The sequence below is a fragment of the Rickettsia felis URRWXCal2 genome (assembly GCA_000012145.1).
GTDB classification, from domain to species: Bacteria; Pseudomonadota; Alphaproteobacteria; order Rickettsiales; family Rickettsiaceae; genus Rickettsia; species Rickettsia felis.
This window is the reverse complement of sequence record CP000053.1, coordinates 851,537-875,439: the sequence shown is the minus strand read 5'-3', so window position 1 is coordinate 875,439 and position 23,903 is coordinate 851,537. Positions and strand designations below refer to the sequence as shown.

Sequence of the window (23,903 nt, the reverse complement as noted above, 5' to 3'; positions counted from 1 at the left end):
AAAACAAACCTAAAAAAACAAGTTTTTTATAGGTTTTACTGGATTCCCGTTTTCGTGGAAATGACATAAAACAAGCCATGCAACAAAGCACTTCGCTACGGCATTGTTGCGTGGACCGTTTTCCGTCATTGCGAGAAGAATTACGTAGTAATTCGACGAAGCAATCCAGTAAAAAATTCTGATTTACAGAATTTTTTTAATCTTTTTCTGGATTGCCACGTCGCTTCGCTCCTCGCAATGACGGATAAGATAAAACCTAATATAAAAATAGTTTCTTTTGGCTCTTACTAACTTCTTCATTTACATTGTTATTATGGTGATGATAATTAGATTGGATCGTTATTAAATAATCACTTATTGCTTTAGAAAATTCTTCAGTTTTATAACGAAAGAAATGGTCAGCCCCATTGATAATTTTATAATCAACTTTAATATGGGATTGTTGCTTAGATAATCTATTTGCTAGGTCTTTTACATCATCTGCCGATACTATACTATCATTATCTCCCTGTAATATAAACCCTGGGATGGGACAAGGTGAAAGGAAAGAGAAGTCATATTTATGAATTGTATTAACCGGCGGCGAAATAGCAATAAAATGATTTATTTCCGGACGTCTCATTACGAGCTGTATAGCTATCCATGCTCCGAAAGAAAAACCTAATATTAGATTGGACTGAGCATTTGGGTTATTCTGCTGTAACCAGTCGAGAGCTGCCCCAGCATCAACAACTTCACCGACTCCGTTATCAAATTTACCTTGCGATCCCCCTACTCCTCTAAAATTAATACGTAAGACGGTATAACCGTTATCTGCTAAAATTTTATAGGCATTATAAACTACTTTATTATTCATATTACCCTCATATAAAGGATGAGGATGAAGAATTAATGCAATAGGGGCATTAGGCGAAGTAGCTTTTGCATATCTTCCTTCAATTCGTCCTTCCGGACCGTTAAAATAAATTTGCGGCATAATTATTCATAATATTTAATTTGTTCGATATGATATTTTACCACTTTTTCTTATTAGTGCAACTATTCTTAATTAAAATATGATTGTATTGACGCATGCCGCCATATATACTAAAATAGCGGATAATAACTAAATAGGCATTATGATTATGAATACTGTAGATATTAGGTTACGTGTTTCAGAAGATATAAAGACAGAAGCAGAAGAAATATTTAAGCAAATGGGTATGACTATGTCGGAAGCCATGAGGATATTCCTGAATCAATGTATAAATAGCGGCGGTTTGCCTTTCAAACCACATATTAAGATTCCTAATAAAGAAACATTAGAATCATTTAAGCAGGCAAAAAACGGTGAGTTTGAAAGCTATAACTTAAAACAATTTGAAAAATTTTTAAACGACACCGCTAAATGATCGTCATTGTGAGCGGGCATTGTTGAGTGGATCAATTTCACCTATGTCATCCCGTGGCTTGACCACGGGATCCAGTTAAAAATACTAAAATATTAGTATTTTTTATTGTTTTTATGGACCCCGTGGTCAAGCCACGGGGTGACATAGTGGGTTTTACCGGTCCACGCAACAATATCTTGCGAACAACTGAAAGGAGTGTGGCAATCTCATCAAATATCCTGAGATTGCTTCGTCAATTACTACGTAATTTCCTCGCAATGACGAAAAAGCTGTTAATACTATTTGGTCTAAGAAAATACTGCTCGCTCGACTGCATCTGTACTATGTTGTACTAAATCCTTAGCGATTTCTTTAGTAACCATCTTTTTTAGACCGTTTTTAAGTTCTTGTCTAACACATCCAAGCATCTGCGGTTCTGCTACAATAATCAATTCCTTATATTTAGCTTGATCAGCAGTAGTTACTTTCTCTAAATGTTTAATAACGCTCCTTGCTGCTTCTTTATGTTCTATGTCTTTTAGCGAAGTATGCGGCTCAAAAAGTGATCCTGGGGTAGATTTATTCTGGTAAAGGCTTTGTCTTTTTTCTCTATGGTGGTGATGTTCCTCTAAATCCAAAGATAATTTTAAAGGTTTATTAGTAGTAATTTTAATCCCCAACGCGTCGTAAAGCATCATTTGTTTACTATCGATAACTGCAATTAATTTTAACGGTGCTGTACTTACCATAAATACCTCCATAAGAACTAGGTTGTAATTTTATGATAATACTAATTATTTTTAAAACCTAATATTAATTTAATAATTTTTGCTTTTCACTGTTAATAATTTGCTCAACCTTGTCATTAAGTATACGTACGTCTGTTTGTTCTATTTCTTCTTTTTCTATTACACCTATAATCTTTACCTTTATAGTTCCAGGCTGCTTAAACCAAAAGCCTCTAGGCCAAAATAAACCGGCATTATGAGCCAACATTACAATTGGAACTTTAGTAATTGAAGCAAGCTTTACGGCACTTGGCTTAAATTTCACTGTTCTATCAGGTGGGACTTTGGTTGATTCCGGAAATATTATTAACCATAACCCTTCTTTTATTTTTTCCTGACCTTCTCTTAAAATCTGAGCAACCGAGCTATTAGTACCACGGTCAACCGCAATAGGTTTAACCATCCGAAGCCCCCAACCAAGCAAGGGTATATTAAATAATTCACGCTTTAATACCCAAGAATGTTTAGGAATAATCAGTTGCATAAACATTTGATCCCAGAAAGATTGGTGATTAGACACGACTATTGAGATTGTTTTCGGTAATTTCTCAAGCCCCTCTACCTCATATTTAAGACCGCAACAAATTTTTGCAAGCCACACAAAAGCATAAGAAAAAATAATGGCAATTCTGTATCTTATTTGATAGTTGACATTGAAAAATGTTACGGGTATGTAACATATAAGAAAAAAAATAAATGTAAATAACGATAATAATCCGTAAAATGATAAAATTCTTAAACGCCAAAGCATAATTTAACAAAAAATTAATATAATTTAGTATACGAAGATCAACTTGAAAAAGAGCAAGGCGTTTTGAGATTTTTAACCGCAGTGTAGTTAAATCTACGTGAGGATTAAAAATGAAAAACTTTGTTGCCAATTTTTCAAGTTCATCGAGTATATATAACATAATTTTACAACGAGTAAAATAAATAAGGTATTATAATGAAAAAAACTGTTCTTTCCGGTGTGCAAGCAACCGGTTCTTTACATCTCGGTAACTATTTAGGTTCAATTAGAAACTGGGTTAAAATGCAGGAAGAATATAATTGTTTTTTCTTCTTAGCGGATTTGCATGCTATCACGGTTGATATTAAGCCCTCAGAACTTAATAATTCAATTATGGGGGTTCTTGCCGTTTATTTAGCAGCAGGGCTTAACCCCGACAAAGTAACGATTTTTGCCCAGAGTATGGTAAAAGAGCATGCAGAACTTGCTTGGCTACTAAATTGTGTTACACCGCTTGGATGGTTAAAGCGAATGACGCAATTTAAAGATAAAGCCGGAAGCGATCAAGAGAAAGCATGCCTTGGGTTATTTTCTTATCCGGTACTTATGGCAGCTGATATACTTATATATAAAGCTGATATAGTGCCTGTCGGTGAAGACCAAAAACAGCATCTAGAACTAACAAGAGATATTGCAGGGGTGATAAATAGGAGATTTGATAAAGAAATTCTAAAAGTTCCTGAGGTTTTAATTAGTGAAACAGGTACAAGAATCATGAGCTTACGGGATGGATTAAAGAAAATGAGTAAATCTGATATTTCGGATTTTTCCCGTATCAATTTAAAAGACGATAATGATCTTATTCATCAAAAAATAAAAAAAGCCAAAACTGATCATTTAAGCTTTGTTAGCTATGATAAAGAAACAAGACCGGAAATTAGTAATTTATTAGATATTTATAGAAGTTTATCCGAAGAAAGTTTAGAAAAAATAATCAATAATTATCAGAACCAAGGTTTTTCAAAATTTAAAGAGGATTTAGCAGAAATTATTATTACAAATCTACAACCAATACGTGATAAATATTTAGAATTAATGAATGATAAAGAATATTTATTAAAAATACTGCACAAAGGAGCAGAAAAAGCAAGAATTAGAGCCTCTGAAACGGTTAACGAAGTGAAAGAACAATTCGGATTTGTAATTTAAATTTATATATTTCAAGATTTCCCTTGAAATATATAAGATTATTTGGTATGAATCTTCTTGGATAGGTGGCCGAGCGGTTTAAGGCACTAGTCTTGAAAACTGGCGTACGGGCAACCGTACCGTGGGTTCGAATCCCACCCTATCCGCCAATACTATATAAATCTTTACCTAATTACTAAGTAGGAATAAAATAGCGTTTTGCTCTTCTAAAACCTTTGGTCTCAGCTTCTTTTACTGTAGCAGCATATAATTCTTCTTTACCTTGAATTTTTACTCGATCGTATTGTTAATCAAACGGTAAGTGATAAATTTTATTACCCTGATTTACATTGCATTTAATCATGGTATATTTCTTCTCTAAAGGGATCTCTTTTATCATAACTCCAAGCCGAGAAGCAACTGCTTGGGCAACTTTTGATAATTTTGTAGTGGTTGCAAAAATTGGTATTACTGTTCCAAGTGGTATATTATTTTCTAACTCATAGCATAAGGTTGTACCATAAAGTTGAAATATATGTTTCTCGTGAATTGTTTTATCAGCTGACCAACACTTTGCTTGAACAATATGTATTTTTCCATCTTTCATACAAATAAGATCTCTTCCCATGTCTTCATAGCCTTTTATGGCACCAATATAAGATACATTCCATTTTTCAGACTCATATTTATATCCTAAGAACCTTTCATATAATCTTCCAATTTCCTACTTTTCTTTAGTTCGTTCAATATAGCGATCTAACGCTAATTGATTACGCTTTTCTGTTGATAACTTCTGATATTCTTCTTTACTAAGATAAAGAGCAGCACGATCAATATTATCAATAATGTCAGAAGTGTTTTCGGTTATAAAATCAATATGCTCATTTACTATCTCTTCTTCAAATTCTTCTAAAAATGGAAAATACTCTTTATAGCTTTTAATTTGATATTCTAGAAACTTAACTTGCTTTAATAATGCTCTTTTTTCTGCCTTTGCTTCTTGTACTGCTTTGGCTGCACTAGGAGCAGGATGCTTTTTTGTCTGGAGATAATGAGAAATCTTACTATCACAAGCTTTATCGGCTTCAGCAATATATTCAGCTAACCAATGACGCCCTTTAATATAGTTTTCTTCAAATGCTTTTCTTATAGCAACATTATAACTTGTACGCTCATTAATTTCTTGAACTATTACTTGTTTTTTTTGTTGAAGTATAAATTCTAATTCTTCCTTTCTTCTTTCAAATAGTTTCAAAGCCCCAGAGTTAATTTCTGCATTAATGTGTTCCTTGATCATGAAATAACACACGACAATGCCTATTATTCCAATTCCAACTAGAAACTTTATTATGTCCTCTTTCATCTGAATAGTAGGTTCGTACAAATTACTTTCTTTTAGTGTAATTTACTTACACTATTTCAACTTATATAATTCTATTGTTATAGAGTCAAGAGCTTTTTCATATAAAATTACCTAAAGGAAAAGGCTTAAGTGTAGTCTAAACTAACGCTAATCTGTACTACTTTAAGGTTCGCATAACGTACCATGTTCCCCACCAGCTTGATTTACATAAGTAAGGTATTACAAAGGTAAAGCAAATTTTAATTTAAAAAATTTTCCTTTTAAAACTGATCTAAAATATCTGCTAAACATTCTACATCATTCTTAGTTAATTGACTTAACAAATTTCTTGCTTCACAAAAATTTATATTATACTTTTGTAGTTTTCAAATTAAGACATAACAAAACTTAAGCGTAGGTGGAATTTAATAAAATAATTGCATAAAATTAAACATTAAATATTTAAAATAAGTTTATAGTATGTATAGCTGTTTTTGTTAAAACAATATAAGGAATTTATATGAAAGAGGAAGGAATGAAAACTAATTATTCATTCGTAAGAAATTATAGGTTAAATAAATTAAAAGAAAATAGTGTTTGTAAACTTAATTGGCTTTTTCTTCCCGGCGGTCCTGGCATGGGATCTAATTACTTGATTGATTTTGTATCAAAATTAGATTTACAAGGTTCATTATATATAGGTGATTTTCCTGGGGACGGCGATAATCGTAATACTGAAGAAATAAGTTATGAAGATTGGAAAGCGGGCTTTAATAGAAGTAGTAAATAAATTAACACCTTGTATACTTGTTACCCACTCTTTTAGCGGTATGCTTGCATTAACTATAGATAATTTAGAAAATTTATTAGTTGGTTTAATTATAATGAATAGTACTCCAAATAGTTCTTGGACGGAATTATTGCAAGAAACTGCTACTAAATATAATTTACCGGATATAACCAATGATATAGAGGAGTTATATACAAACCCGACAGATGATCAATTAAAGACATTTTTTTATGCAAACATCTCATATATATTTTGTGAACATGAAATCCCAGTTGGAAAGCAGTTATTAGAACTTTGTTCATATAATATAAAAACAAGAATATGGGCTAGTCAAAATTTTTATAACTCTTATAAATATAGCTGGATACCCAATAAATTACCGACATTAATTATTGGAAGTCACGATGATAGGTCACTTCCTATTAAACTATTTTTAGAAAATACGGAATGGTCTCGTCCTAACATAAAAATAATCGAACTATGTGATACAGGACACTTTCCTTGGTTAAGTTGCTTTGATCGAATTAATGAAGAATTGTCAGGACTAGCAAAAGATATAAATGAATTATGCTTACTAAAAAGGTAACAAGAAATATTTTTTAACAAAATTTGTTACAATACGGTGTAAGATTATTTAAGTAAATAATGCTTAAGCATAGGCTTAATAAGCTCTAATCTAAACTCATTAAAGGTTCGCATAACGTCCCACGCTCCCCGCCAAAGTTATTAAATATATTCCTCAAATATTTAAGTATTATTACCCATTAGTTCAGCATCATTAAATTCGATAAACTGCTCTGCTATTATACTTGCATCATTAGGAATTATGATAGGAGGATACGGAGTTAATACTTTTTCATCACCGTTGAATATCTTTATCCCTTTTTCCGATAATTTATTTACTTGTAATTTATGTATATCATTCATTGCCTGATTAGGTTTGATATATACCTGCCCCGGTAATAAATTTGTACCTACGGTCACTTGGCTTGAAGATTCGCCCGGAATAATTACTATGCTTTGTTGATTTTCTAAAGCTGCCCCTAAATACCCGTTAAATATAGTTTTTACTCCAAATACAAAATTTTCAAATATTCGGTCTATTCCTTCTGATTTAACTCCATCTAAGAATTTTTGACTAACTTTATCTAATTGATCTTCTTTTTGGTGTACTGAAAGTTTTCCTTTGGTTTCCGGATTATATTGACCTTTTCTAGGACTATTAGTTGCTAAAAGTATCATATTTTGATCTTTTGCAATTTTAGCTAACTGCTTTCCTAACTCATATGCTTCATTTTCTGTATAAAATTTTATATTTCCTTGTGCATCCGGTGCATCACCTGCTAAACATGTAATTATATAGCCTTTATGAGAAGAAGGAATCTTTTCGGCATTTTTTAAATCATTATAATCTTTTATACATTCTTCTTTTGTAAGGTTATGAGGTATGCCTATAGTTTCTATTAATTTAATTTCAGGATTCGCTTGCTTAATGTATTTCTTTTGTTCTTCGTTTAAAGCATAAAAAGGCAAGGATATCATATCTAAAACTTCTAAATCATCCTTTACTTCCGTTGGTAGCTGATGGCCGCTCCAAATAAATTTACTATTATTTTTTGTTGATTTTAAGATATCAAATCCTTTGATCCCATCAAGCCCTGCACCTATAAATGACTTGCTTTTCTGCTTGATTAGTATTTATTTGAGCGTTCTCTAATTCTTCAATATTTATCTCAACATTCTCAACCGTAAAGCCTTCTTTCTCATAACCTTCGCTTAATGCCGTTCTAATGCCTAATGTATTACTGTTGTCACCCATATATTGAGAACTAAGTAGTGCTACAAGTAAAATTGTTTTCATATATTCCTCGATTAAAAAGTTATTAATTATTTGTATAGAAGAAGCAATTTTTAACTTCAAATGCATTATTTTGAAATATAAAATCAATCTTTTCAAATTTAGATATTTAAGGAGTATACTCCCGAAATATCTATTTATCCAGTTGATTTAACATCATCTTAGCGGCTTTTATGCCTGCTTCTTTTGAGGTATTTATATCGGTGACTTCGGTGTGGAAGATTATTTTACTGCAATCGAGGTTGCCGAGCATGAAATCGGTTTGTATATTATCCGCATCTAAATATTTAGAGTAAGCGGCAATTGGCGTACGACAATTAGCGTCTAGATATTCTAAAAAAGCTCTTTCTGGCTTTATTAGCTCAAAGGTAGGAAGATGATTAATTTGGTTACATATCTCAAGCATAGCATTATCGTCTTGTCGTATTTCAACTGCAATGACTCCCTGCCCTATACACGGCAACATCTGCGAATACTCTATCAAATGGCAATATTCCGGATTAAACGCCCTGAGCCTTTTCAGCCCTGCATATGCTAAAATCGTTGCGTCAACTTCGGCGGTCATTAACTTTTTTATTCTTGAATCAATATTCCCCCTAAAAACCGTTACCTTTAAATCCGATCTTATTTTTTGGATAAATGCTTTTCTTCGTACTGCCGAGCTACCTATTACGGCATTTTGCGGTAGCTCTTCTATGGATTTATAATTTAAACAAACAAACACGTCTCTAGGGTCTTCACGCTCTAAAATAGCAGCTATTACTAGCTCTTCGGGTATTCTACCAGGTACGTCTTTTAAAGAATGAACCGCTAAGTCAATTTTTTTATCAAGTAAAGCTTGCTCTATTTCCTTTAAAAATAAAGCTTTACCTCCTATATCGTATAATGGTTTATTTTGGATTAAATCACCGCTAGTAATAATGGGTACTATTTCACAATTAATATCAGGAAAAAATTGTTTGATTTGTTGAATAACTAAATTAGTTTGTATTAAAGCAAGCGGACTTTTTCTTGTACCTATTCTGATAGAATTTGTCATTTGTTTTCTACTATTTCGAAAGGGCTAGTAAAGCTTAAAACATTACTGTTTATAATTACTTCATGATTCATAATAACCGGATGATTTACCTCTCCATGCCCTATCCCGTCAGCTTTATAAGCTTCTATATGCGGAATATGATTTAAACAAAAACTTTTTATAGCTTGTTCTACAAACTCATCCCCTTTGGTAAAATCACCGAAAATTATTGCTTCTATACATTCAAATGTACCGGCATTTTTTAACTGAACTAGATTACGATGTACGGCGTAAGCTTTTTCATTAACGTCTTCAAGCAGTAATATATTATCCTTTTTTAGGTCAATAGAAGTTCCTATCAATTTGCTAAAAACCGTTAAATTGCCGCCTGTTATCTTGCCTGTTATATTTTCTTCGCTAATTTTATTTATAGGTATAAGTTGTATTTCACTCTTTTTCCCTTCAAGAACATCTATTATAGGAATAATAGCCTGATTAGTAGGCGGTAGTAACGAGGTTAATACTGAACCGTGTATAGTTGGGATATTATAATGGTTATTTAGTAATAAATGTAAAACGGTAATATCGCTATAGCCTATCAGGATTTTATCACCTTTTTGCTTTATATTAAAACAATCTTCTACAAATTCACTACATCCATATCCACCGCGAAAAGCCCAAATTATTTTAACCTGCTCATTTTCCATAGCCTCTTTAAACATTCTCAGCCTTTCCTCTTTAGGAGCAGCGAAAAAGAGCAATTCATCACCTAAAAAAATCTTATCATCTATTAAAGTTTTAAAACCATGCAAAGCTAGTATTTTAATAGCTTCTTTTAATTTATCCCGAGCATCAAGACAGCCTGACGCCGGTGCTATAATTGATATCAAATCTCGTTGTTTGTTAAAAATAATCTTTTTCATAGATAAGGGTTTTAATTTATGGCTTGATTTTGCGTCATTGCGAAGAAAAATTGAAAATTTTGACGAAGCAATTTCAGGAGTCTTACTTTATGAGATTGCCACGTCGCTACGCTCCTCGCAATGACGAGTTGGTAAATCACAAAGGCATTGTGAAAATAAACTGAGTCTTGCCCTGTTTATCGTTTTCTGCCCAAATTTTTCCGGCATGCAGTTCTATTACTTTCTTACAGAGAGCAAGCCCTACTCCTCTACCTCCTGCCGGTGTACGTGTTTTAGAGCTTACGACAAATACGCCGAATATACTCTGCAATTCCTCTTTCAGCACTCCTACTCCATCGTCTTTTATACTGAATACAATACTGTCTTTCTGCTTTTGTAAATCAATTTTTATTATTCCCTCACTACAATAGCTGAGAGCATTAATTATTAGATTATCGAATGTATGTTTAATATAATGAGGATCACAGTTAAATATTATATTCTCTTCAATATCAGATACAAAATTTAAGGTTTTGCCGTTTAGATATAGTTTCTTACATATTTGAATTCTTTCGTGCAGCACTTCGCTTAAGTTTATATCTTCTTTATTTAATTCATAATTAAGACTGGATAATTTTGAAAAATCTAGAATATTATTTATCAAACTATTTAGTCTAATAGAGCTTTTAGCTATAATCTCTACAGCACTACGGCGTTGATCTTCATTAAATTTATCATAATTAGCCCATAAGGTTTCACTAAGGCTAATAATACCGGTTAGGGGTGTATTGATTTCATGGTTTATATTACGTAAGAACTCATGTTTCAAATCAAGTAACTTCTCTAATTCCCGCTCTCTATAATTAACTCTATTACCTAAATGAGTATTTTTTAGGTTAACTAATCTTTCTTGCTCCTGCCTTGGTTTTAAGAATACTATTAAAAGGCTACTAAATAAGGTTAGGAAATATATTACTTTGAATTGAAAACTATCTATGCTAATTAATAACTTCTCATCCATAAAATATTTATAAAACTCTATACTAGCAAACACGCCTGTAACGGTCATAAGTAAAGTAGCTTGCCACCTGAATATCGTTGCAATTATAAGTAAGTTAATTATCGAACACATTAATTGCAGCTGATCAAAACTATTTGATATAACAAGTAAACTACCGAAAAATATTAATATAACGAAAGTAGCAACAAACCAAGATAAAGATATAATTCTTTTTAAATTTTAAAGACCATAAAGGATAAGTGATTAATATTGCAGTAGTGATAAGGGTGGTATGGTAAATAATATTATATATCTCCAAATGGTTCATTATTTTACTACCCGATGTGGTATATAAAGATGAGAACATCGATATTAAAATAAATATACCGACATAGCTATAAGTAATTTCTTGATTTGGTAGGGTGCTTTCCCAATATTTAAAGATGTTAAAATTCTTAAGATCACGAAATAAAGTCAAAAATTTTCTTTTTCTCTCTTGCCTGATTATTTTAACGGCTAACGGCTCTTTTAAAGAATTAAACCCTCCTGGTTGTTTTAAAATATAATGACTTCCAAGGAAAAAGATTAAATTTACGATAGTTGCAGGCAATATCGGATAAATACCTAAAACTGCTCTTAAAGAAAATACTTGCCACAATATAATAGTTAATATTGCAGCAATCATACCGATAAAAAAACTTTTGGCACTTGATTTAAAACCGTATATTAACAAAATTAACGGCAAAGTGATTAGCGGCAAATAGATACTAGTCAATAATAGAAATAGATTTATTAAATCTTTCGTATAGAGTGATATAATAAAACCTATTAATCCTATAGTAATTGCGGTTATATAGTTATTATTTAGAGAAGCCTTTTTAATGATATCATTAGTAAAAGTTACCGCTGCAACGTTAATATAAGAGTTAGTACTTGAGATTATCATTGCCATAATAACACCGACAATTAATCCCTTAAATCCTATATAACTTTTAATAATCCGTAAAAACAATTCATTAGTGTTAACACTTGGATCTTGAGATAGTAATAATATTACAATCCAAATAAATAAGGCGGATAAACAAAGACAAATAATTGCCGAAATAAAAAATGTTTTTGATATTTGCTTTGTGTCTTTTGCCATCAATATTCTTTGAAAAATTGAAGGACCAAGCGACGGAATCGCAAAATATATAAAAATATTTAAAGAAATCCAAAATTTAGGACTAGTATAGTGAAACAATCCTTGTAAATCAGTTAGACGAGTCTGTACGTTTGAGTCTATAACTATGTGCGGATCGCTAAAAACATTCCGTACGACAATTCCTATTACCGGAATAATTGCACTATAGGTAAAAAACTGTACGGCTTCGGTAAAAGTAACCGATTTTACACCGCCAAAAGCAGAATAGCTTATTATTACGGTGGCAATACATAAATCTATGTAAAAATTTGAAATATTAAAGAATAGCTGTAATATTAAACTTGCTACGTGGAATTGCATGGCAATCCTACCTATAGACATTAATATACTAACTATCGACGTAAGAATACGAACTTTGTTACCGTAAGCCTCCCCTATTATTTCCGCTGCCGATAAGCTACCCAAAAAATTCTCAAAACGAGGAGCTATAAAGTAACTAATTAATAACCAACTAACGACGCTACCGAATATACTAGGTAATAAGTAAAATAACCCGTCCGTATATATTCTTGAATTATCGATTAAAAAAGTACTAGTACCGATCCAAGTAGCAATAAGAGTTGCAACTATCGTACCTGTAGAAAAATTCCTTTTTCCTATCGCATATTCACGAATATTTTTTATATTTAGAAGTCCAACTAGCAAATTAATCGCTAAAAAGCTAGTAAAAATAAGGAGGTCGATATTTGGCATAGAGTTAAGTTATAGGTATTTTCTATGCAAATAATAATAAAGATAAAAAAAGAAACAAACAATATTTTTGTGGAGTTAAAAAAGTATGTCATTCCTAGCTAAATGCACATGAGCGTTATAAGACTCGATGTCATTCCCGTATGGCATTATTGCGTGGACACCACCCCGTCATTGCGAGGAGCCGTAGGCGACGCGGCAATCCAGAAAAAATAATAAAAAAATTCTGACTTACAGAATTTTTACTAGATTGCTTCGTCAATTGCTATGCAATTTTCTCGCGATGACGGGGTGGTGTCCACGCAACAACGTCTTCCCGCTTAGAGGGGAATCCAATCAAGTTCTTCTAATCATAAGGATTAAAGTCATTTCCTAGGGTTTCCATTTTAGATTCATAGCTATTTATGTAATCCAAGCATAACTGAAAATCGCCTGATAAAGGAGTTGATTTATTAATAACGTCTTTTACTGAATCAAGTCTATCATAAAACAAAGGAGGCTCATGCTCCGTTAAACTTTTAACTAAAGGAGCAATTTCTTTTAAAGTATTAACTTTACTAGTATTTGTTACTAACGCAGTTAATATTTTGATATTCTCGTCTTTATTATCTGAATTCAAATACCCATTATCCGCTAAAGATTTTAACAAATCCATTCTATAATTAGCAATCCATTCTGCTACTGTAGTCTTCTGACTATCTTTTACGTAAAAATTAAGTTGCTTTTCTTGGTCATAGCGTTTTACAAGATTTTCTAAATTTTTGTTACCAAGCTCTAGTAACCAGTGTAAAAATGTAGATTCATATTTATTATTTGGTACAATTTCTTTTTGTAATAATAATTTAACATCTATTTTTTCTTTCTTAAATATCTCAGTAATTACTTCATTAGCTTCTTGCATGTATTTTGCAATCATATTATTATCACGAACATTGTCATTCTTAAGAGCATTGAGTAATTCGCCATATTTAGTAATTATTTTATCTGCAACTTGAGAAAATATTTCCTTAGGATGTTCGTTTATTTCTTTTAATATTATATCTTTTAATTTAATATTTTTAAGTGCATTTAAAAATATGTTCACATCGTTTAAAAATATTCCTTTAGAAATTAAAATGTGACTTATTGCTTCTTTCTCAGTTATATGTGGTTGTTGCATAGCTACATCAAAAACATTTCTAAGAGCTTTTTGTTCTATCTCAATAAGTTCTTGAGAATTTTCAAGTTTGACAAAAGCCTCAACTAGTTTTGAACTGTTTGTCCAAGCTCCCCATTGAAACAAAGTACAATCCGCAGAATCTTTTAGTTTCCAGTCAGTGTTAAAAAATTCTTTCATTTTCTCAAACATTTCCAAAGCATATTTTTGTATACTACTTTGCAAATGCTCTAGGTGAGATAACGCACAAATTGCAGTAAATGGGGTAAGTTTTGTATTACTCATTACTTGCACGCCGTTAATAGTTAAAGCCTGTGTAGTTTCATCATTTACATTATTTTCATTTAACACACTATACGCAGGTTCTAACTTTCCTGATTTTATGGCTCTATGCGGCGTAGCTATTTTCTTATCACTTAAAACTTTATATAATTCTTCTTTTTGACTAGCAGTTAAATGCTCAACTTCCATTGTGACATCAAAAACATTACGTGGAAGTGTTTTCTCGTCTTCTATAAGCTCAGGATGTTTATTTAATAAATCTCGAAGCTGTTGCAGCCCCACCCCAAGCAAGCCACTGAGCGGTGCTATTACCGTTATTGTCTCGTCCATCCCAAATCGTATTATCATAATTTTTCATTTTATTATATGCAGCTTTAATACAATTTTTTAATATCATCCCTCTACCGTTTAATTGTTCTAAAGAATTAGAAGTTAGAGATAATACAGAGTTCATAAAGCATAAAGCTTCTAAAGCATTAACACTAATTGCTGCGTAAGGAATTAGGGTATCATCAGCTTTTTTTAGCTGAAATATTATATTTCCTCGCTCATTTATATTAGTTGATGCTAATAACCCAACAGCCTCAGTAAATTTAAATTCTTGTATAAGTTGAAAAGGTGTAGTCATAAAAGTATCCAACTTATATTAATTTTTTATAAAAAATACCATGAAATATGGTTTACGTCTAGTTATAATAGATATAATACATGAAAACTTAATGAATACCAAATAATTTTTAAAAAATTAACTATTATTTAATACCAAGGTGCGAGAGATAAGTTTATTTTAATTCCTTTAACTGTGATATCAGATTTTTTACAGGCAAGATATTTTTCTTCTCTAATTAAGGCGATTGCTTTATTACGGTAACTTGTGCATATTACGCCGATTTTATCGTTATCTGCGAGTATTTCTTCATCTTTAACTAATGAGGATAAATCTTCATCTGCTGTAATTTTATATATCTTTCTTCTTATAACCCCTTGATATTTAGCTCTTGAAATAACTTCCTGCCCAACATAACAGCCTTTATCAAAACTAATTGCATTTAACTCCTCAGCACCGTACATATTTGGAATGGATTTATCTGTGATTAAATCTTCCACACCGTCTATTATTGCGAAATTATATTTATCTTCGAGGTATATTGTCATCCCGTGGCTTGACCACGGGATCCAGTCTTGTTTACCTGTATTTCTGGATCCCGTGGTCAAGCCACGGGATGACAATATTGAACGAAAACCAAGCATAGAATATCTCGGATCACGAGACGTAACTAGCGTGTCTATATCTAATTTTTGATGTGAATAGACAATTTTATACTCTTCACTACAATCTATTATTTGTATTTTTGAGCGAAATTTATAGAAGTTTAAATACTCTATCAAAGCAGCTTTATTACTTTTATCAATATCAAGGTAAATTTCCTCAAGCTTATGAACATACACGAAAAAATCAAATAAATATCTTCCTTGATTATTAAGCAAATAGGTATAACAGTAGCTGCTCTTACAAATATCATTGGTAACAAGATTTTGTAGGAACTTTACCGAATCTAAACCTATTATTTTGATAATCTCTCTATTACTTAATATTTCATACATAATTATAATATTATTGACTTTATAGGTGCCTAACTACTATACTCTAAATTTATATAAATTAAACTTAATAATCATGAGATGTTCATCTTACTGTACTTCTTCCGAATATAAGATGAGTGATCTAGTTACTAATTTAAAAAAGATTGGTCTTGAGCCTCAGCATTTTGACGATGTTTTATATATTCGGAAAGAGATAAATAAAGATTCTGATTTTATAGAGATATTTTTCTTTCCGTTTGGCTGTGTAACTATTTGGGGCGGCGATGAAATTCAAGAAAAAATAGTTTTAAGCGATACTGATTTAGTAACAGTAAATAAGCTCAAAGAGCCGGTATCTGATTATATTTATTTTGAATATAATACAGAAGTTGAGAAAACATTTATTGATGAAGAAAAAAATAAAATAATCTTAGCAGATAAATCAGTCTTTGTTAAACTTTCTATTTCCCATGCTCTTGCACAATCGGTTAAACTTAGCGTTCTTGAGCAATCCGTTAGTAACTTGATTGTTCAGACCACTCCTATTCAGCAGGAACTAGCTAGAACCGGCAGCGTATCGCTTTCAAAAAAGGAGATATTACAGCAAATAGGTATATTATTTAACGAGCGTTATTCAATCAGTTTGCATAGCGATATATTCGATACTCCAGAATTCTTTTGGCGTCGTCCGAGCTATGAGCCTCTATATCTGATGACGGCAGAGTTTCAAGACATAGAAATACGGCAAAATATAATGAATCATCGTCTTAATATGATTCACGAGCTTTTAGACATTCTTTCAAATGACCTTAATTATAAACATTCTACCAAACTTGAGTGGATTATTATTATTTTAATCGGTCTTGAAGTTGTCTTGTCGTTATCTCATACTAATCTTTTCTTAAAAATTATCGGAGCTTTATAAATAGCTTCTATGCAAATTATTGATAATCAAAAAACATTAGAAGAATTTTGTAATAAGTTAGCAAATAAGACATGCTTAAGCATAGATACGGAATTTGAGCGTCGCTATACCTATTATGCTCAGCTTAGTATAATTCAAGTTAAAGCAGAAGAATATTGCGGAATAATTGATGCGTTAAGCAATTTAGATCTGAATATTTTTAATAAGTTGCTTGCAGATAATAATATTACTAAAATATTTCATGCTCCTCGGGAAGATTTAGAGATTTTCTATAATTTATTTAAAACCCTACCTTCTAATGTTTTTGATATACAAATTGCAGCAAATATTTGCGGATTCGGTAAACAGCTAAGCTATGATGACCTTTGCTATAAGCTAATAGGCATTACTATCGATAAAACCCACCAAAAATCTAACTGGCTAAAACGCCCTATTACTAGTGATATGTTAAATTATGCAATGTTAGATGTGGAGTATTTGTATAAGATATATAAAGAGCTAAATAATATAATTATTAGAAATAATTTAACTAATAAATACCAAACTACTCTTAGTTCTTTATTAGATGTTAGAAATTATAAGGTTGAGCCGAAAAATGCGTGGAAAAAAATAAAATATAGAAGTGATGATGAGAGTTTTAACCGTAAAATTCAAGCACTTGCAGCTTATCGTGAAGAGAATGCACAAACTATAAATATTCCTCGTAAGCATTTTATTTTAGATGAAGATTTAATAAAGCTTAGTAAATACCCGCCATTGAATCACAAGGATTTTAAAAATCTAAATTTAAAAAGCAAATATTTACACAAACAAAAATATAAAGATGAAATAATAAGTTTGTGTAATAACTTATAAGAAAAAAGCTACAAATCAAATAATTTGTAGCCTATATATGAATAGAAAAAAATTAGCCAATTAATGTAACTTGTATCTCACTATCTTGTACTATTTTGACATATTCATTGTATACATCATCAGGCAAGTTACTAAATGCCTGATCGATGATAAGTGTCCCTACTCCTATCAATGCTAATTGAAAGCAAATATCTCCAGTCTGAGTATCGCCGGATACTTGTCCTATTTCTAGCCAATCTCCAACTGCTTGTGCAAAAAAAGCAAAAGGTACACCGAGCAATACAACAATTTTATCAAATTATGTAACCTCTGTATCAATATTGAAGTTATTTCCCTGGATTCCTGCTTTCGCAGGAATGACATAGAATAAAATCAAGTTTACGATCATGAGGTTCAACCGGAAAATTATCTATTAACTGCTCTTTTAAACAAACTCCGACAGCCAATATATTTCAGTTATTATTAAGATATCGGTCAAAATGTCCTTTGCCGTATCCAAGTCTATAACCGTCCTTACTAAACGCAAGTCCTGGGGTAATAACTAATTCAGGAATAACACAATCATTATTTATAGGTTCATAGGTTTTAAAAGCACCTAAAGCCAACTGATCGTTATAATGATAAGGACAATATTTTATCTCATTTTTTATAACTTTCGGTAGGAAGAATCTTATTTCAGGATGTAAGGTTGTTATTTCAAGTAAGTTAATCTCGTATTTTAGAGGATAGTAAAGTCCTACTGTCTTTACTTTTAACTCCTTTAATAACCGGCTAATTTTATTGATTAGGGAGTTTTTGACTAAGTCGGAATTAATCTTATCTTGGTTTTTTATTAAAAATTCTTTGAAATAAAGCCGCAGCTCTTGCTTGGTAATTGTTACTGTCATTCCGGTACTCTTCTATGTCATTCCGTCGTAGGCGGAGCGTTGTTGCACGGCTCTTATGTCATTCCCGCATATGCGGGAATCCAGAAAAAAGGTATAAATACAACAAATTTTTGAAATTAAAAGCTCGATTTATCTCGCTTTATGCTGGATTCCCGCTTTCGCGGGAATGACATAGCAGCTATGCAACAGTACTTTTAGTTGCTTACAGTGACGTAGGAGTATAATCACATATTAATCGTCCTTTTATCCACACTAAGAGCTGCTTCTTTTATGGCTTCACTTAAAGTCGGGTGGGCGTGGCAGGTTCTTGCTATATCTTCCGAAGCTGCTCCGAATTCCATATAAGCGGTAAGCTCGGCAATAAGTGTACCTGCATCGGCTCCTATAATATGAGCTCCTAAAACCCTATCGGTTTTACTATCGGCAAGAATTTTAACCATCCCTTCCGTACTACCGATTGCTCTTGCTCTACTATTTGCTAAAAACGGAAACTTACCCACTTTATAACTGATACCTTTTTCTTTTAGCTGCTCTTCCGTTTCACCGACGCTTGCTACTTCGGGATAAGTATATATTACGCTTGGAATTAGATTATAGTTAACATGTCCTGCCTGCCCTGCCATAATTTCCACGGCAGCTACAGCCTCTTCTTCGGCTTTATGAGCAAGCATAGCTCCTTTTACCACATCACCTACTGCATAAATGTTTGGACTAGATGTTTGGAACCGGTCATTAATCTCAATTCTACCTTGCTTATCTGTAATAATACCGACAGACTCAAGCCCTAGATTTTGGGTATAGGCTTTTCTACCTACTGCCATTAATACCACATCGCTAGTTACTACCGAACTCTTACCGCCCTCCTCTATTGTCAGATTTACTTTTCCTGACTTTACTTCAGCAGACAGCACTTTAGTATTTAGTTTAAACACTATACCCTGCTTTTGTTGTAACTTCATAAACTGCGTAGCAATTTCTTTATCAAGCATCGGCACAATGCTCGGTGCATACTCAATAACTGTTACTTTAGCACCTAAACGACTCCAAACCGAACCGAGTTCTAAGCCTATATACCCTCCCCCGACTACTATTAAGTTCTCAGGTACTTTAGAAAGCTTTAAAGCTCCGGTAGATGAAACAATAAACTCTTCATCTATTTTGATATTCGGTATTTCTATGACGCTGGAACCTGTAGTAATTAGGATATTTTTAGATTTAATTTGCTCTTTATTTACCTCAATGATGTCGCTAGAGATAATTTTAGCTTCACCCTTTATCCTAGTAATCTTATTTTTGGCAAATAGGCTTTCTATACCTTTTGTAAGGTCAGAAACTACTTTATCTTTATTAGCTAGCATTTTTTGTAAGTCTAATTTTACATCTGCAGTAATACCTATACTCTCAAAATGCTTTAGAGCTTCTTCATATTTTTTAGAAGAATTAAGTAAAGCTTTCGACGGTATGCACCCTATATTTAAACAAGTGCCGCCGAGAGTATCGTTTTTCTCAATGCACGCTACTTTCATACCAAGCTGAGCAGCTCTAATACTACCTGTATAACCGGCCGGACCGCTACCTATTACCACTAAATCAAATTCTTGCATATTTGTTTGACCTTAATAAATTGTTGGATCGTCATTGCGAGCAGGCGTTGTTGCGTGGATATCTAATCGTCATTGCGAGGAGCGAAGCGACGTGGCAATCCAGAAAAAATAATAAAAAAATTCTGTAAATCAGAATTCTTTACTGGATTGCTTCGTCAATTTACTATTGTAAATTTCCTCGCAATGACGGATAAAACCGATCCACGCAACAATGTCCACTCGCAATGACGTAATACTGCTAAAAATACACTACTATCGCCTTTATAACAACTTTAATCTTATACTATTCTTATTTGGTGAAGCAATAAAACTAATTAAATTAATATTATCTTCAAAGCCGTTTGTATAATTTTGTAGTAAAGAGAACATCTTTTTAGAAATAGCGTAATTGTGACTAGCATTTAGTGAATTTGACTCACCGATATTTTTTACTTCCCTCATTAAAGCTAAAGGATTATCAAATTTTAGCTCTATATTTTCATAATCAACAATTACTTCGGCAAATCCTGCTTGTGATAATAGCATTGGGACATGGTCAAAATGAATAAAGGGAGAAATATGAGGAGAGTGTTTAAAACCACTTGCTGTTTCGGCATCTATTAAAGATTTACGTAAATTCTTTAAACTATTTCCGCCGACAAAATTACCGATAAAAATACCGTCAGGCTTTAAAAATGTTCTTATATTAGATAGAAAACTCTGCACATCATTTATCCAGTGTAACCCTAATGAATAAATAATTAAATCAAAAGAGTCTTTTGGAAATTCTAAATCTTCATCATCAATAGAAATCTTTCCAAACTTCGCTTCTAGAGGTAATTTATACGTCGATCCGGTACTCGAATCCTCACGTACTAGCGTGTACGCTGTGGTATCTAGTGTTTCCGTGTCTCCTTTAAATTCCTCTCTATAAGCTGGTTTGGAAAGATGTCTAATTAATAATTTACGATTATGTTCAAAAGAATCAAGCAATAAAGGTGACATATCCGTTGCAGTAATATCGGCATTTCGGTAGTTAGTTTTTAACAGCTTTGTAAGGTAACCGCATTTAGCCGATATTTCTAGAATATCCGAAAAATCCTTATCAATCATCCCTAATCGACTTATTATATCATTAGCTGCATGCTTGATAAATAAGCTGTTACTTATCCCCTTTACAGCATTATTTCGGTGATTTTTTAGCTTTAATCTGTTGAATATATAATCCCTTCCATTTATCTTCTATCTTTTGACCTAAAGTGTTAGTCGGGAATCGAGAAATAAGATCTCCTCTTAACCAACTATTTTGAATAAGTTCTCTCTGTCTTGCAGTGCGAATATCATCCCCTTTAACTCTATCTAGCCCTTCAAAATTCTCTTGAATACCTACAATTATAGGTTTCGTATTTTTATTATTAGGCGATAAAGGTTCTAAACTCAACAGGCTTTTTTCTAAAGGATTTAAATCCGAAGTTAGATCCAAATGCTCTAAGTAGACAGGCTTTAGTTTGTTTATCATTACTAGAAACTTTTTTTCTTTCTATCCCTGAAATATTGTTCTCGGTCTTATTAGATTCTCCTAGAGATTTATAACTACTTATACACAACAATACTAATATAAATTTCTTTAACATAAATAACCCTGTATATTATTATAGTTAATATAAATTAAATAATATATGAATCAAGTGCTGAAATAAATTAATTATTTCTAAAGATATTATCTTCGTATTTTTTTCTGTAATATATTTTGTAATTCTCGTTTCTTATATCATTAAACCATTGATCTTGTTGTTTTTTAATATAATAATTTAGGGAATTAGATTTACTTTTACTAGTTTGGAAATTATCTTCACAAAATTTTAAAAAACCTGATATTAAAGTTTCTACTCCATTAGTCTCAGATTTTTTCTCAAGAAATTGCATAGAAAAATTAGTAGAATTATTATGTTTTAAATAAAATTGCTTATATTTCTCATGAATTTTATTTTCTTTTTTTATTTGTTGTTCTGAAAAAGATAATTTTTCCTCTAATAATTTATGAATTTCGGTACAGTCGCTCCAAGGTAATTCTATTGTTAGCTGCTCTTCCTGATATTCAAAATTATCTTGAATATTGTTAAAATCGGCATTTACTTTTACCGCACTTACTAATATTAAAAAGTAAATGAAAAGCTGGTATACGAAGTTCAACTTGAAAAAGAGCAAGGAATCCACAAGACGAGAAACGCAGCGTATACTTAATACGTGAGTACCGCAGTAATTGTAGGATGACGTAGCCAATTTTTTAAGTTCAACGAGTATACTCATAAAATTTAATTAATTTTAGCAGGAATCGGTACCATAATACTACTTCTGTATCTTTTATTGCCACTAAAAAGTGATTTTTTTTGAATTTTGTTATTATTTATCGGAATTGTATCTTCTAAAGCCCCTTCATTATTATTTAGATAACTATGTAAGGATGCTTTATAAAGAGCCATATTACTTGCTATTTTAACTACATCTTGCTTATATTTAAACCCTAAAGAATGAGTGGCTGAGTGGTAATGTGCTATAGCTTTGTGCCAGCTCCCTAGCTGATCATATTTTGAGCGTAAAAACTCTGCCCCGTAACGAACATTATTATTTGGATCGAATGCCTGTTCAAAGGAATTAAAAGCCCCTAAATGATGTCTTAAGTTAATCTGCATACATCCGACATCAATACTCTCTCGCCCTTTTATAAGCTCTATTTTAACAAAACTTACGGCTTCTCTTTTCGTGTTAAAATAATAGCCTTTTCCTTCAACATTTACCGTCCAAGGCCATACTACTCTAATTTTACGGGTTGTATGTTTTTTCCCCGATTCTTTTAAAGCTATTGAATGTAACGTATTAGATGGGATATTAAATTTTTTTTCAAAGTAAGGAAAAAGTTTTGAACATTTAAAGGATTCAGCTATTTCAGGATCGGCAATAGCCGGATTTGAAAAGAAGAGAAAGGAACATAGTAGGATTTTAACGTCATTGCGAGGAAAATTACGAAGTAATTGACGAAGCAATCTCAGGAGTGTTATTTTATGAGATTGCCACGCTCCTTTCAGTCGCTCGCAATGACGACTTGGTATCCACGCAATAATATGCGGGAATGACATAATGTTCTTTCGAGCCATATCGGCAACGCTAAAATAAACTTGAGTTACTAATTAAGATAAACTAGCCTACCATAACTTATCTTATGAAGCAAGGGAAGTTATGAGATAAGAAACCAACAAGATTACTTATAAATCATTAGCGTCAAAATTATCTTTAGCAATACCTAATGTTTCTAATATTTGTTCAAGTTCTATTACTACAGGCTCTAACTCAGCTGACTTTTTATTAAAGTTAAAGTTTTCTGAGGTTAATGTTTCTTCGTTTAAACTTGCAGTTCTAACTACACTAAATCTTACGCCAACTTCTTTAAGCCATTGATATGTATTATTAACATCTTCATTATTTCTGTAATAATCACTACAATCATTTAGTATTATGTGAAATATTTCTGCTGCTGTTTTTAATGGATTTAATGGTTCTCCACCAAACATAGAGCCTAATACTTGTAATGGATTACTTATTCCTTCTGTTATTACTTTACAATATTCATATTTTAGAGCTTTACTTTCTTTATCTAATATAGGTAGTAAATCTTCTATAAATTCTGCTAAATTTTGAAACTCATCTGACTCTACAAATAAAGATTTACTTACAAAATTCAGAGAATCGTAAT

Annotated in this window: 25 protein-coding genes, 1 tRNA gene and 2 pseudogenes; 7 read left to right on the top strand and 21 right to left on the bottom strand. The window is 32.0% G+C overall.

Going from position 1 to position 23,903, the window contains the following annotated elements; translation table 11 throughout:
• Positions 1–256: 256 nt before the first annotated feature.
• Positions 257–976, bottom strand: coding sequence for an alpha/beta hydrolase (locus RF_RS04420; RefSeq protein ID WP_011271156.1), 720 nt, complete (start codon positions 974–976; stop codon positions 257–259).
• A 148-nt stretch (positions 977–1,124) separates the two neighbouring features.
• On the opposite strand from RF_RS04420, the gene RF_RS04415 reads away from it, so the two are divergent.
• Positions 1,125–1,391, top strand: a complete 267-nt coding sequence (locus RF_RS04415; protein ID WP_175265500.1) for a type II toxin-antitoxin system RelB/DinJ family antitoxin — start codon at positions 1,125–1,127, stop codon at positions 1,389–1,391.
• Between the two features lie 287 nt (positions 1,392–1,678).
• On the opposite strand, the gene RF_RS04410 is transcribed toward RF_RS04415, so the two are convergent.
• Both RF_RS04410 and RF_RS04405 read right to left on the bottom strand, forming a co-directional pair.
• A complete protein-coding gene (locus RF_RS04410; RefSeq protein WP_039595012.1) occupies positions 1,679–2,119 on the bottom strand; it encodes a host attachment protein in 441 nt (146 codons plus the stop codon).
• Positions 2,120–2,183: 64 nt separating this feature from the next.
• Complete coding sequence (locus RF_RS04405; RefSeq protein ID WP_011271153.1) at positions 2,184–2,909, bottom strand: lysophospholipid acyltransferase family protein; 726 nt, start codon at positions 2,907–2,909, stop codon at positions 2,184–2,186.
• A 195-nt stretch (positions 2,910–3,104) separates the two neighbouring features.
• Between RF_RS04405 and trpS the strand changes: the two genes are divergently transcribed.
• Together trpS and RF_RS04395 are read left to right on the top strand one after the other, a co-directional pair.
• Positions 3,105–4,097 carry a tryptophan--tRNA ligase gene (trpS, locus tag RF_RS04400; RefSeq protein ID WP_011271152.1) on the top strand — a complete coding sequence of 331 codons (993 nt, stop codon included), beginning with the start codon at positions 3,105–3,107 and terminating at the stop codon, positions 4,095–4,097.
• Positions 4,098–4,156: 59 nt separating this feature from the next.
• Positions 4,157–4,246 (top strand) — tRNA-Ser (locus RF_RS04395).
• Between the two features lie 137 nt (positions 4,247–4,383).
• On the opposite strand, the gene RF_RS04390 is transcribed toward RF_RS04395, so the two are convergent.
• Both RF_RS04390 and RF_RS04385 read right to left on the bottom strand, forming a co-directional pair.
• Entirely contained in the window at positions 4,384–4,722 is a 339-nt protein-coding gene (locus RF_RS04390; protein WP_486598757.1) for a restriction endonuclease, read from the bottom strand.
• A 78-nt stretch (positions 4,723–4,800) separates the two neighbouring features.
• Positions 4,801–5,373, bottom strand: a complete 573-nt coding sequence (locus RF_RS04385) for a hypothetical protein (RefSeq protein WP_039595014.1) — start codon at positions 5,371–5,373, stop codon at positions 4,801–4,803.
• A 565-nt stretch (positions 5,374–5,938) separates the two neighbouring features.
• Here RF_RS04385 and RF_RS04380 point away from each other — a divergent pair.
• Together RF_RS04380 and RF_RS04375 are read left to right on the top strand one after the other, a co-directional pair.
• Complete coding sequence (locus RF_RS04380) at positions 5,939–6,208, top strand: hypothetical protein (protein ID WP_011271149.1); 270 nt, start codon at positions 5,939–5,941, stop codon at positions 6,206–6,208.
• Positions 6,168–6,794, top strand: a complete 627-nt coding sequence (locus RF_RS04375) for an alpha/beta fold hydrolase (protein ID WP_011271148.1) — start codon at positions 6,168–6,170, stop codon at positions 6,792–6,794. The genes RF_RS04380 and RF_RS04375 overlap by 41 nt, the downstream gene beginning before the upstream one ends.
• A 161-nt stretch (positions 6,795–6,955) precedes the next feature.
• Here the strand turns inward: RF_RS04375 and RF_RS04370 are convergent, their stop codons facing one another.
• From RF_RS04370 to ygfZ, 8 genes and pseudogenes are all read right to left on the bottom strand, one after another.
• Positions 6,956–7,750, bottom strand: coding sequence for a hypothetical protein (locus tag RF_RS04370; RefSeq protein WP_011271147.1), 795 nt, complete (start codon positions 7,748–7,750; stop codon positions 6,956–6,958).
• A 109-nt stretch (positions 7,751–7,859) separates the two neighbouring features.
• On the bottom strand, positions 7,860–8,069 hold the full coding sequence (locus tag RF_RS09940; RefSeq protein WP_143549681.1) for a hypothetical protein: 210 nt from the start codon (positions 8,067–8,069) through the stop codon (positions 7,860–7,862).
• A 130-nt stretch (positions 8,070–8,199) separates the two neighbouring features.
• Positions 8,200–9,105, bottom strand: a complete 906-nt coding sequence (hemC, locus tag RF_RS04365) for a hydroxymethylbilane synthase (RefSeq protein WP_011271145.1) — start codon at positions 9,103–9,105, stop codon at positions 8,200–8,202.
• Positions 9,102–10,007, bottom strand: coding sequence for an LD-carboxypeptidase (locus RF_RS04360; RefSeq protein ID WP_011271144.1), 906 nt, complete (start codon positions 10,005–10,007; stop codon positions 9,102–9,104). The genes hemC and RF_RS04360 overlap by 4 nt, the downstream gene beginning before the upstream one ends.
• Positions 10,008–10,143: 136 nt before the next feature.
• Positions 10,144–12,883: pseudogene (locus tag RF_RS11475) on the bottom strand (sodium:solute symporter family transporter).
• A gap of 343 nt (positions 12,884–13,226) precedes the next feature.
• The gene (locus tag RF_RS08115) at positions 13,227–14,648 is read right to left on the bottom strand and encodes a hypothetical protein (protein ID WP_143549680.1); all 1,422 of its coding nucleotides are present in this window, start codon (positions 14,646–14,648) and stop codon (positions 13,227–13,229) included.
• A complete protein-coding gene (locus tag RF_RS04350; protein WP_011271140.1) occupies positions 14,566–14,946 on the bottom strand; it encodes a hypothetical protein in 381 nt (126 codons plus the stop codon). The genes RF_RS08115 and RF_RS04350 overlap by 83 nt, the downstream gene beginning before the upstream one ends.
• Before the next feature lie 128 nt (positions 14,947–15,074).
• On the bottom strand, positions 15,075–15,923 hold the full coding sequence (gene ygfZ, locus RF_RS04345) for a CAF17-like 4Fe-4S cluster assembly/insertion protein YgfZ (protein WP_011271139.1): 849 nt from the start codon (positions 15,921–15,923) through the stop codon (positions 15,075–15,077).
• A 112-nt stretch (positions 15,924–16,035) separates the two neighbouring features.
• On the opposite strand from ygfZ, the gene RF_RS04340 reads away from it, so the two are divergent.
• Both RF_RS04340 and RF_RS04335 read left to right on the top strand, forming a co-directional pair.
• Positions 16,036–16,827 carry an RMD1 family protein gene (locus RF_RS04340; RefSeq protein WP_039595005.1) on the top strand — a complete coding sequence of 264 codons (792 nt, stop codon included), beginning with the start codon at positions 16,036–16,038 and terminating at the stop codon, positions 16,825–16,827.
• Between the two features lie 9 nt (positions 16,828–16,836).
• Positions 16,837–17,682 (top strand): ribonuclease D, encoded by an 846-nt coding sequence (locus tag RF_RS04335; protein ID WP_011271137.1) that lies wholly within the window; start codon positions 16,837–16,839, stop codon positions 17,680–17,682.
• Positions 17,683–17,734: 52 nt separating this feature from the next.
• Here RF_RS04335 and RF_RS04330 read toward each other — a convergent pair whose 3' ends face one another.
• The 8 genes and pseudogenes from RF_RS04330 to RF_RS04295 all read right to left on the bottom strand — a co-directional run bounded on the left by RF_RS04330 (position 17,735) and on the right by RF_RS04295 (position 23,721).
• Positions 17,735–17,962 carry a hypothetical protein gene (locus RF_RS04330; RefSeq protein WP_039595004.1) on the bottom strand — a complete coding sequence of 76 codons (228 nt, stop codon included), beginning with the start codon at positions 17,960–17,962 and terminating at the stop codon, positions 17,735–17,737.
• A 46-nt stretch (positions 17,963–18,008) separates the two neighbouring features.
• Positions 18,009–18,557 (bottom strand): annotated as a pseudogene (locus tag RF_RS04325) (5-formyltetrahydrofolate cyclo-ligase).
• Between the two features lie 236 nt (positions 18,558–18,793).
• Positions 18,794–20,173 (bottom strand): dihydrolipoyl dehydrogenase, encoded by a 1,380-nt coding sequence (gene lpdA, locus RF_RS04320; protein ID WP_011271135.1) that lies wholly within the window; start codon positions 20,171–20,173, stop codon positions 18,794–18,796.
• A gap of 261 nt (positions 20,174–20,434) precedes the next feature.
• Positions 20,435–21,304, bottom strand: coding sequence for a palindromic element RPE1 domain-containing protein (locus RF_RS09025; RefSeq protein ID WP_268747334.1), 870 nt, complete (start codon positions 21,302–21,304; stop codon positions 20,435–20,437).
• A gap of 31 nt (positions 21,305–21,335) precedes the next feature.
• Positions 21,336–21,671: a hypothetical protein gene (locus RF_RS04310; protein ID WP_011271133.1), complete on the bottom strand. Its 336-nt coding sequence runs from the start codon at positions 21,669–21,671 to the stop codon at positions 21,336–21,338.
• Between the two features lie 182 nt (positions 21,672–21,853).
• Positions 21,854–22,345, bottom strand: a complete 492-nt coding sequence (locus tag RF_RS04305; protein ID WP_045820787.1) for a DUF2532 domain-containing protein — start codon at positions 22,343–22,345, stop codon at positions 21,854–21,856.
• 122 nt (positions 22,346–22,467) lie between these two features.
• Complete coding sequence (locus RF_RS04300) at positions 22,468–23,289, bottom strand: lytic transglycosylase domain-containing protein (RefSeq protein WP_041405320.1); 822 nt, start codon at positions 23,287–23,289, stop codon at positions 22,468–22,470.
• Between the two features lie 126 nt (positions 23,290–23,415).
• A complete protein-coding gene (locus tag RF_RS04295; RefSeq protein WP_011271130.1) occupies positions 23,416–23,721 on the bottom strand; it encodes a hypothetical protein in 306 nt (101 codons plus the stop codon).
• Positions 23,722–23,903: the final 182 nt, after the last annotated feature.

Bases quoted from the DNA above. Each gene is read 5' to 3' on its own strand.
- RF_RS04420 (WP_011271156.1), bottom strand. From the start codon at position 976: ATGCCGCAAATTTATTTTAACGGTCCGGAAGGACGAATTGAAGGAAGA.
- RF_RS04415 (WP_175265500.1), top strand. From the start codon at position 1,125: ATGAATACTGTAGATATTAGGTTACGTGTTTCAGAAGATATAAAGACA.
- RF_RS04410 (WP_039595012.1), bottom strand. From the start codon at position 2,119: ATGGTAAGTACAGCACCGTTAAAATTAATTGCAGTTATCGATAGTAAA.
- RF_RS04405 (WP_011271153.1), bottom strand. From the start codon at position 2,909: ATGCTTTGGCGTTTAAGAATTTTATCATTTTACGGATTATTATCGTTA.
- trpS (WP_011271152.1), top strand. From the start codon at position 3,105: ATGAAAAAAACTGTTCTTTCCGGTGTGCAAGCAACCGGTTCTTTACAT.
- RF_RS04385 (WP_039595014.1), bottom strand. From the start codon at position 5,373: ATGATCAAGGAACACATTAATGCAGAAATTAACTCTGGGGCTTTGAAA.
- RF_RS04380 (WP_011271149.1), top strand. From the start codon at position 5,939: ATGAAAGAGGAAGGAATGAAAACTAATTATTCATTCGTAAGAAATTAT.
- RF_RS04375 (WP_011271148.1), top strand. From the start codon at position 6,168: ATGAAGATTGGAAAGCGGGCTTTAATAGAAGTAGTAAATAAATTAACA.
- RF_RS04370 (WP_011271147.1), bottom strand. From the start codon at position 7,750: ATGATATCCTTGCCTTTTTATGCTTTAAACGAAGAACAAAAGAAATAC.
- RF_RS09940 (WP_143549681.1), bottom strand. From the start codon at position 8,069: ATGAAAACAATTTTACTTGTAGCACTACTTAGTTCTCAATATATGGGT.
- hemC (WP_011271145.1), bottom strand. From the start codon at position 9,105: ATGACAAATTCTATCAGAATAGGTACAAGAAAAAGTCCGCTTGCTTTA.
- RF_RS04360 (WP_011271144.1), bottom strand. From the start codon at position 10,007: ATGAAAAAGATTATTTTTAACAAACAACGAGATTTGATATCAATTATA.
- RF_RS08115 (WP_143549680.1), bottom strand. From the start codon at position 14,648: ATGGACGAGACAATAACGGTAATAGCACCGCTCAGTGGCTTGCTTGGG.
- RF_RS04350 (WP_011271140.1), bottom strand. From the start codon at position 14,946: ATGACTACACCTTTTCAACTTATACAAGAATTTAAATTTACTGAGGCT.
- ygfZ (WP_011271139.1), bottom strand. From the start codon at position 15,923: ATGTATGAAATATTAAGTAATAGAGAGATTATCAAAATAATAGGTTTA.
- RF_RS04340 (WP_039595005.1), top strand. From the start codon at position 16,036: ATGAGTGATCTAGTTACTAATTTAAAAAAGATTGGTCTTGAGCCTCAG.
- RF_RS04335 (WP_011271137.1), top strand. From the start codon at position 16,837: ATGCAAATTATTGATAATCAAAAAACATTAGAAGAATTTTGTAATAAG.
- lpdA (WP_011271135.1), bottom strand. From the start codon at position 20,173: ATGCAAGAATTTGATTTAGTGGTAATAGGTAGCGGTCCGGCCGGTTAT.
- RF_RS04310 (WP_011271133.1), bottom strand. From the start codon at position 21,671: ATGATAAACAAACTAAAGCCTGTCTACTTAGAGCATTTGGATCTAACT.
- RF_RS04300 (WP_041405320.1), bottom strand. From the start codon at position 23,289: ATGTCATTCCCGCATATTATTGCGTGGATACCAAGTCGTCATTGCGAG.
- RF_RS04295 (WP_011271130.1), bottom strand. From the start codon at position 23,721: ATGTTTGGTGGAGAACCATTAAATCCATTAAAAACAGCAGCAGAAATA.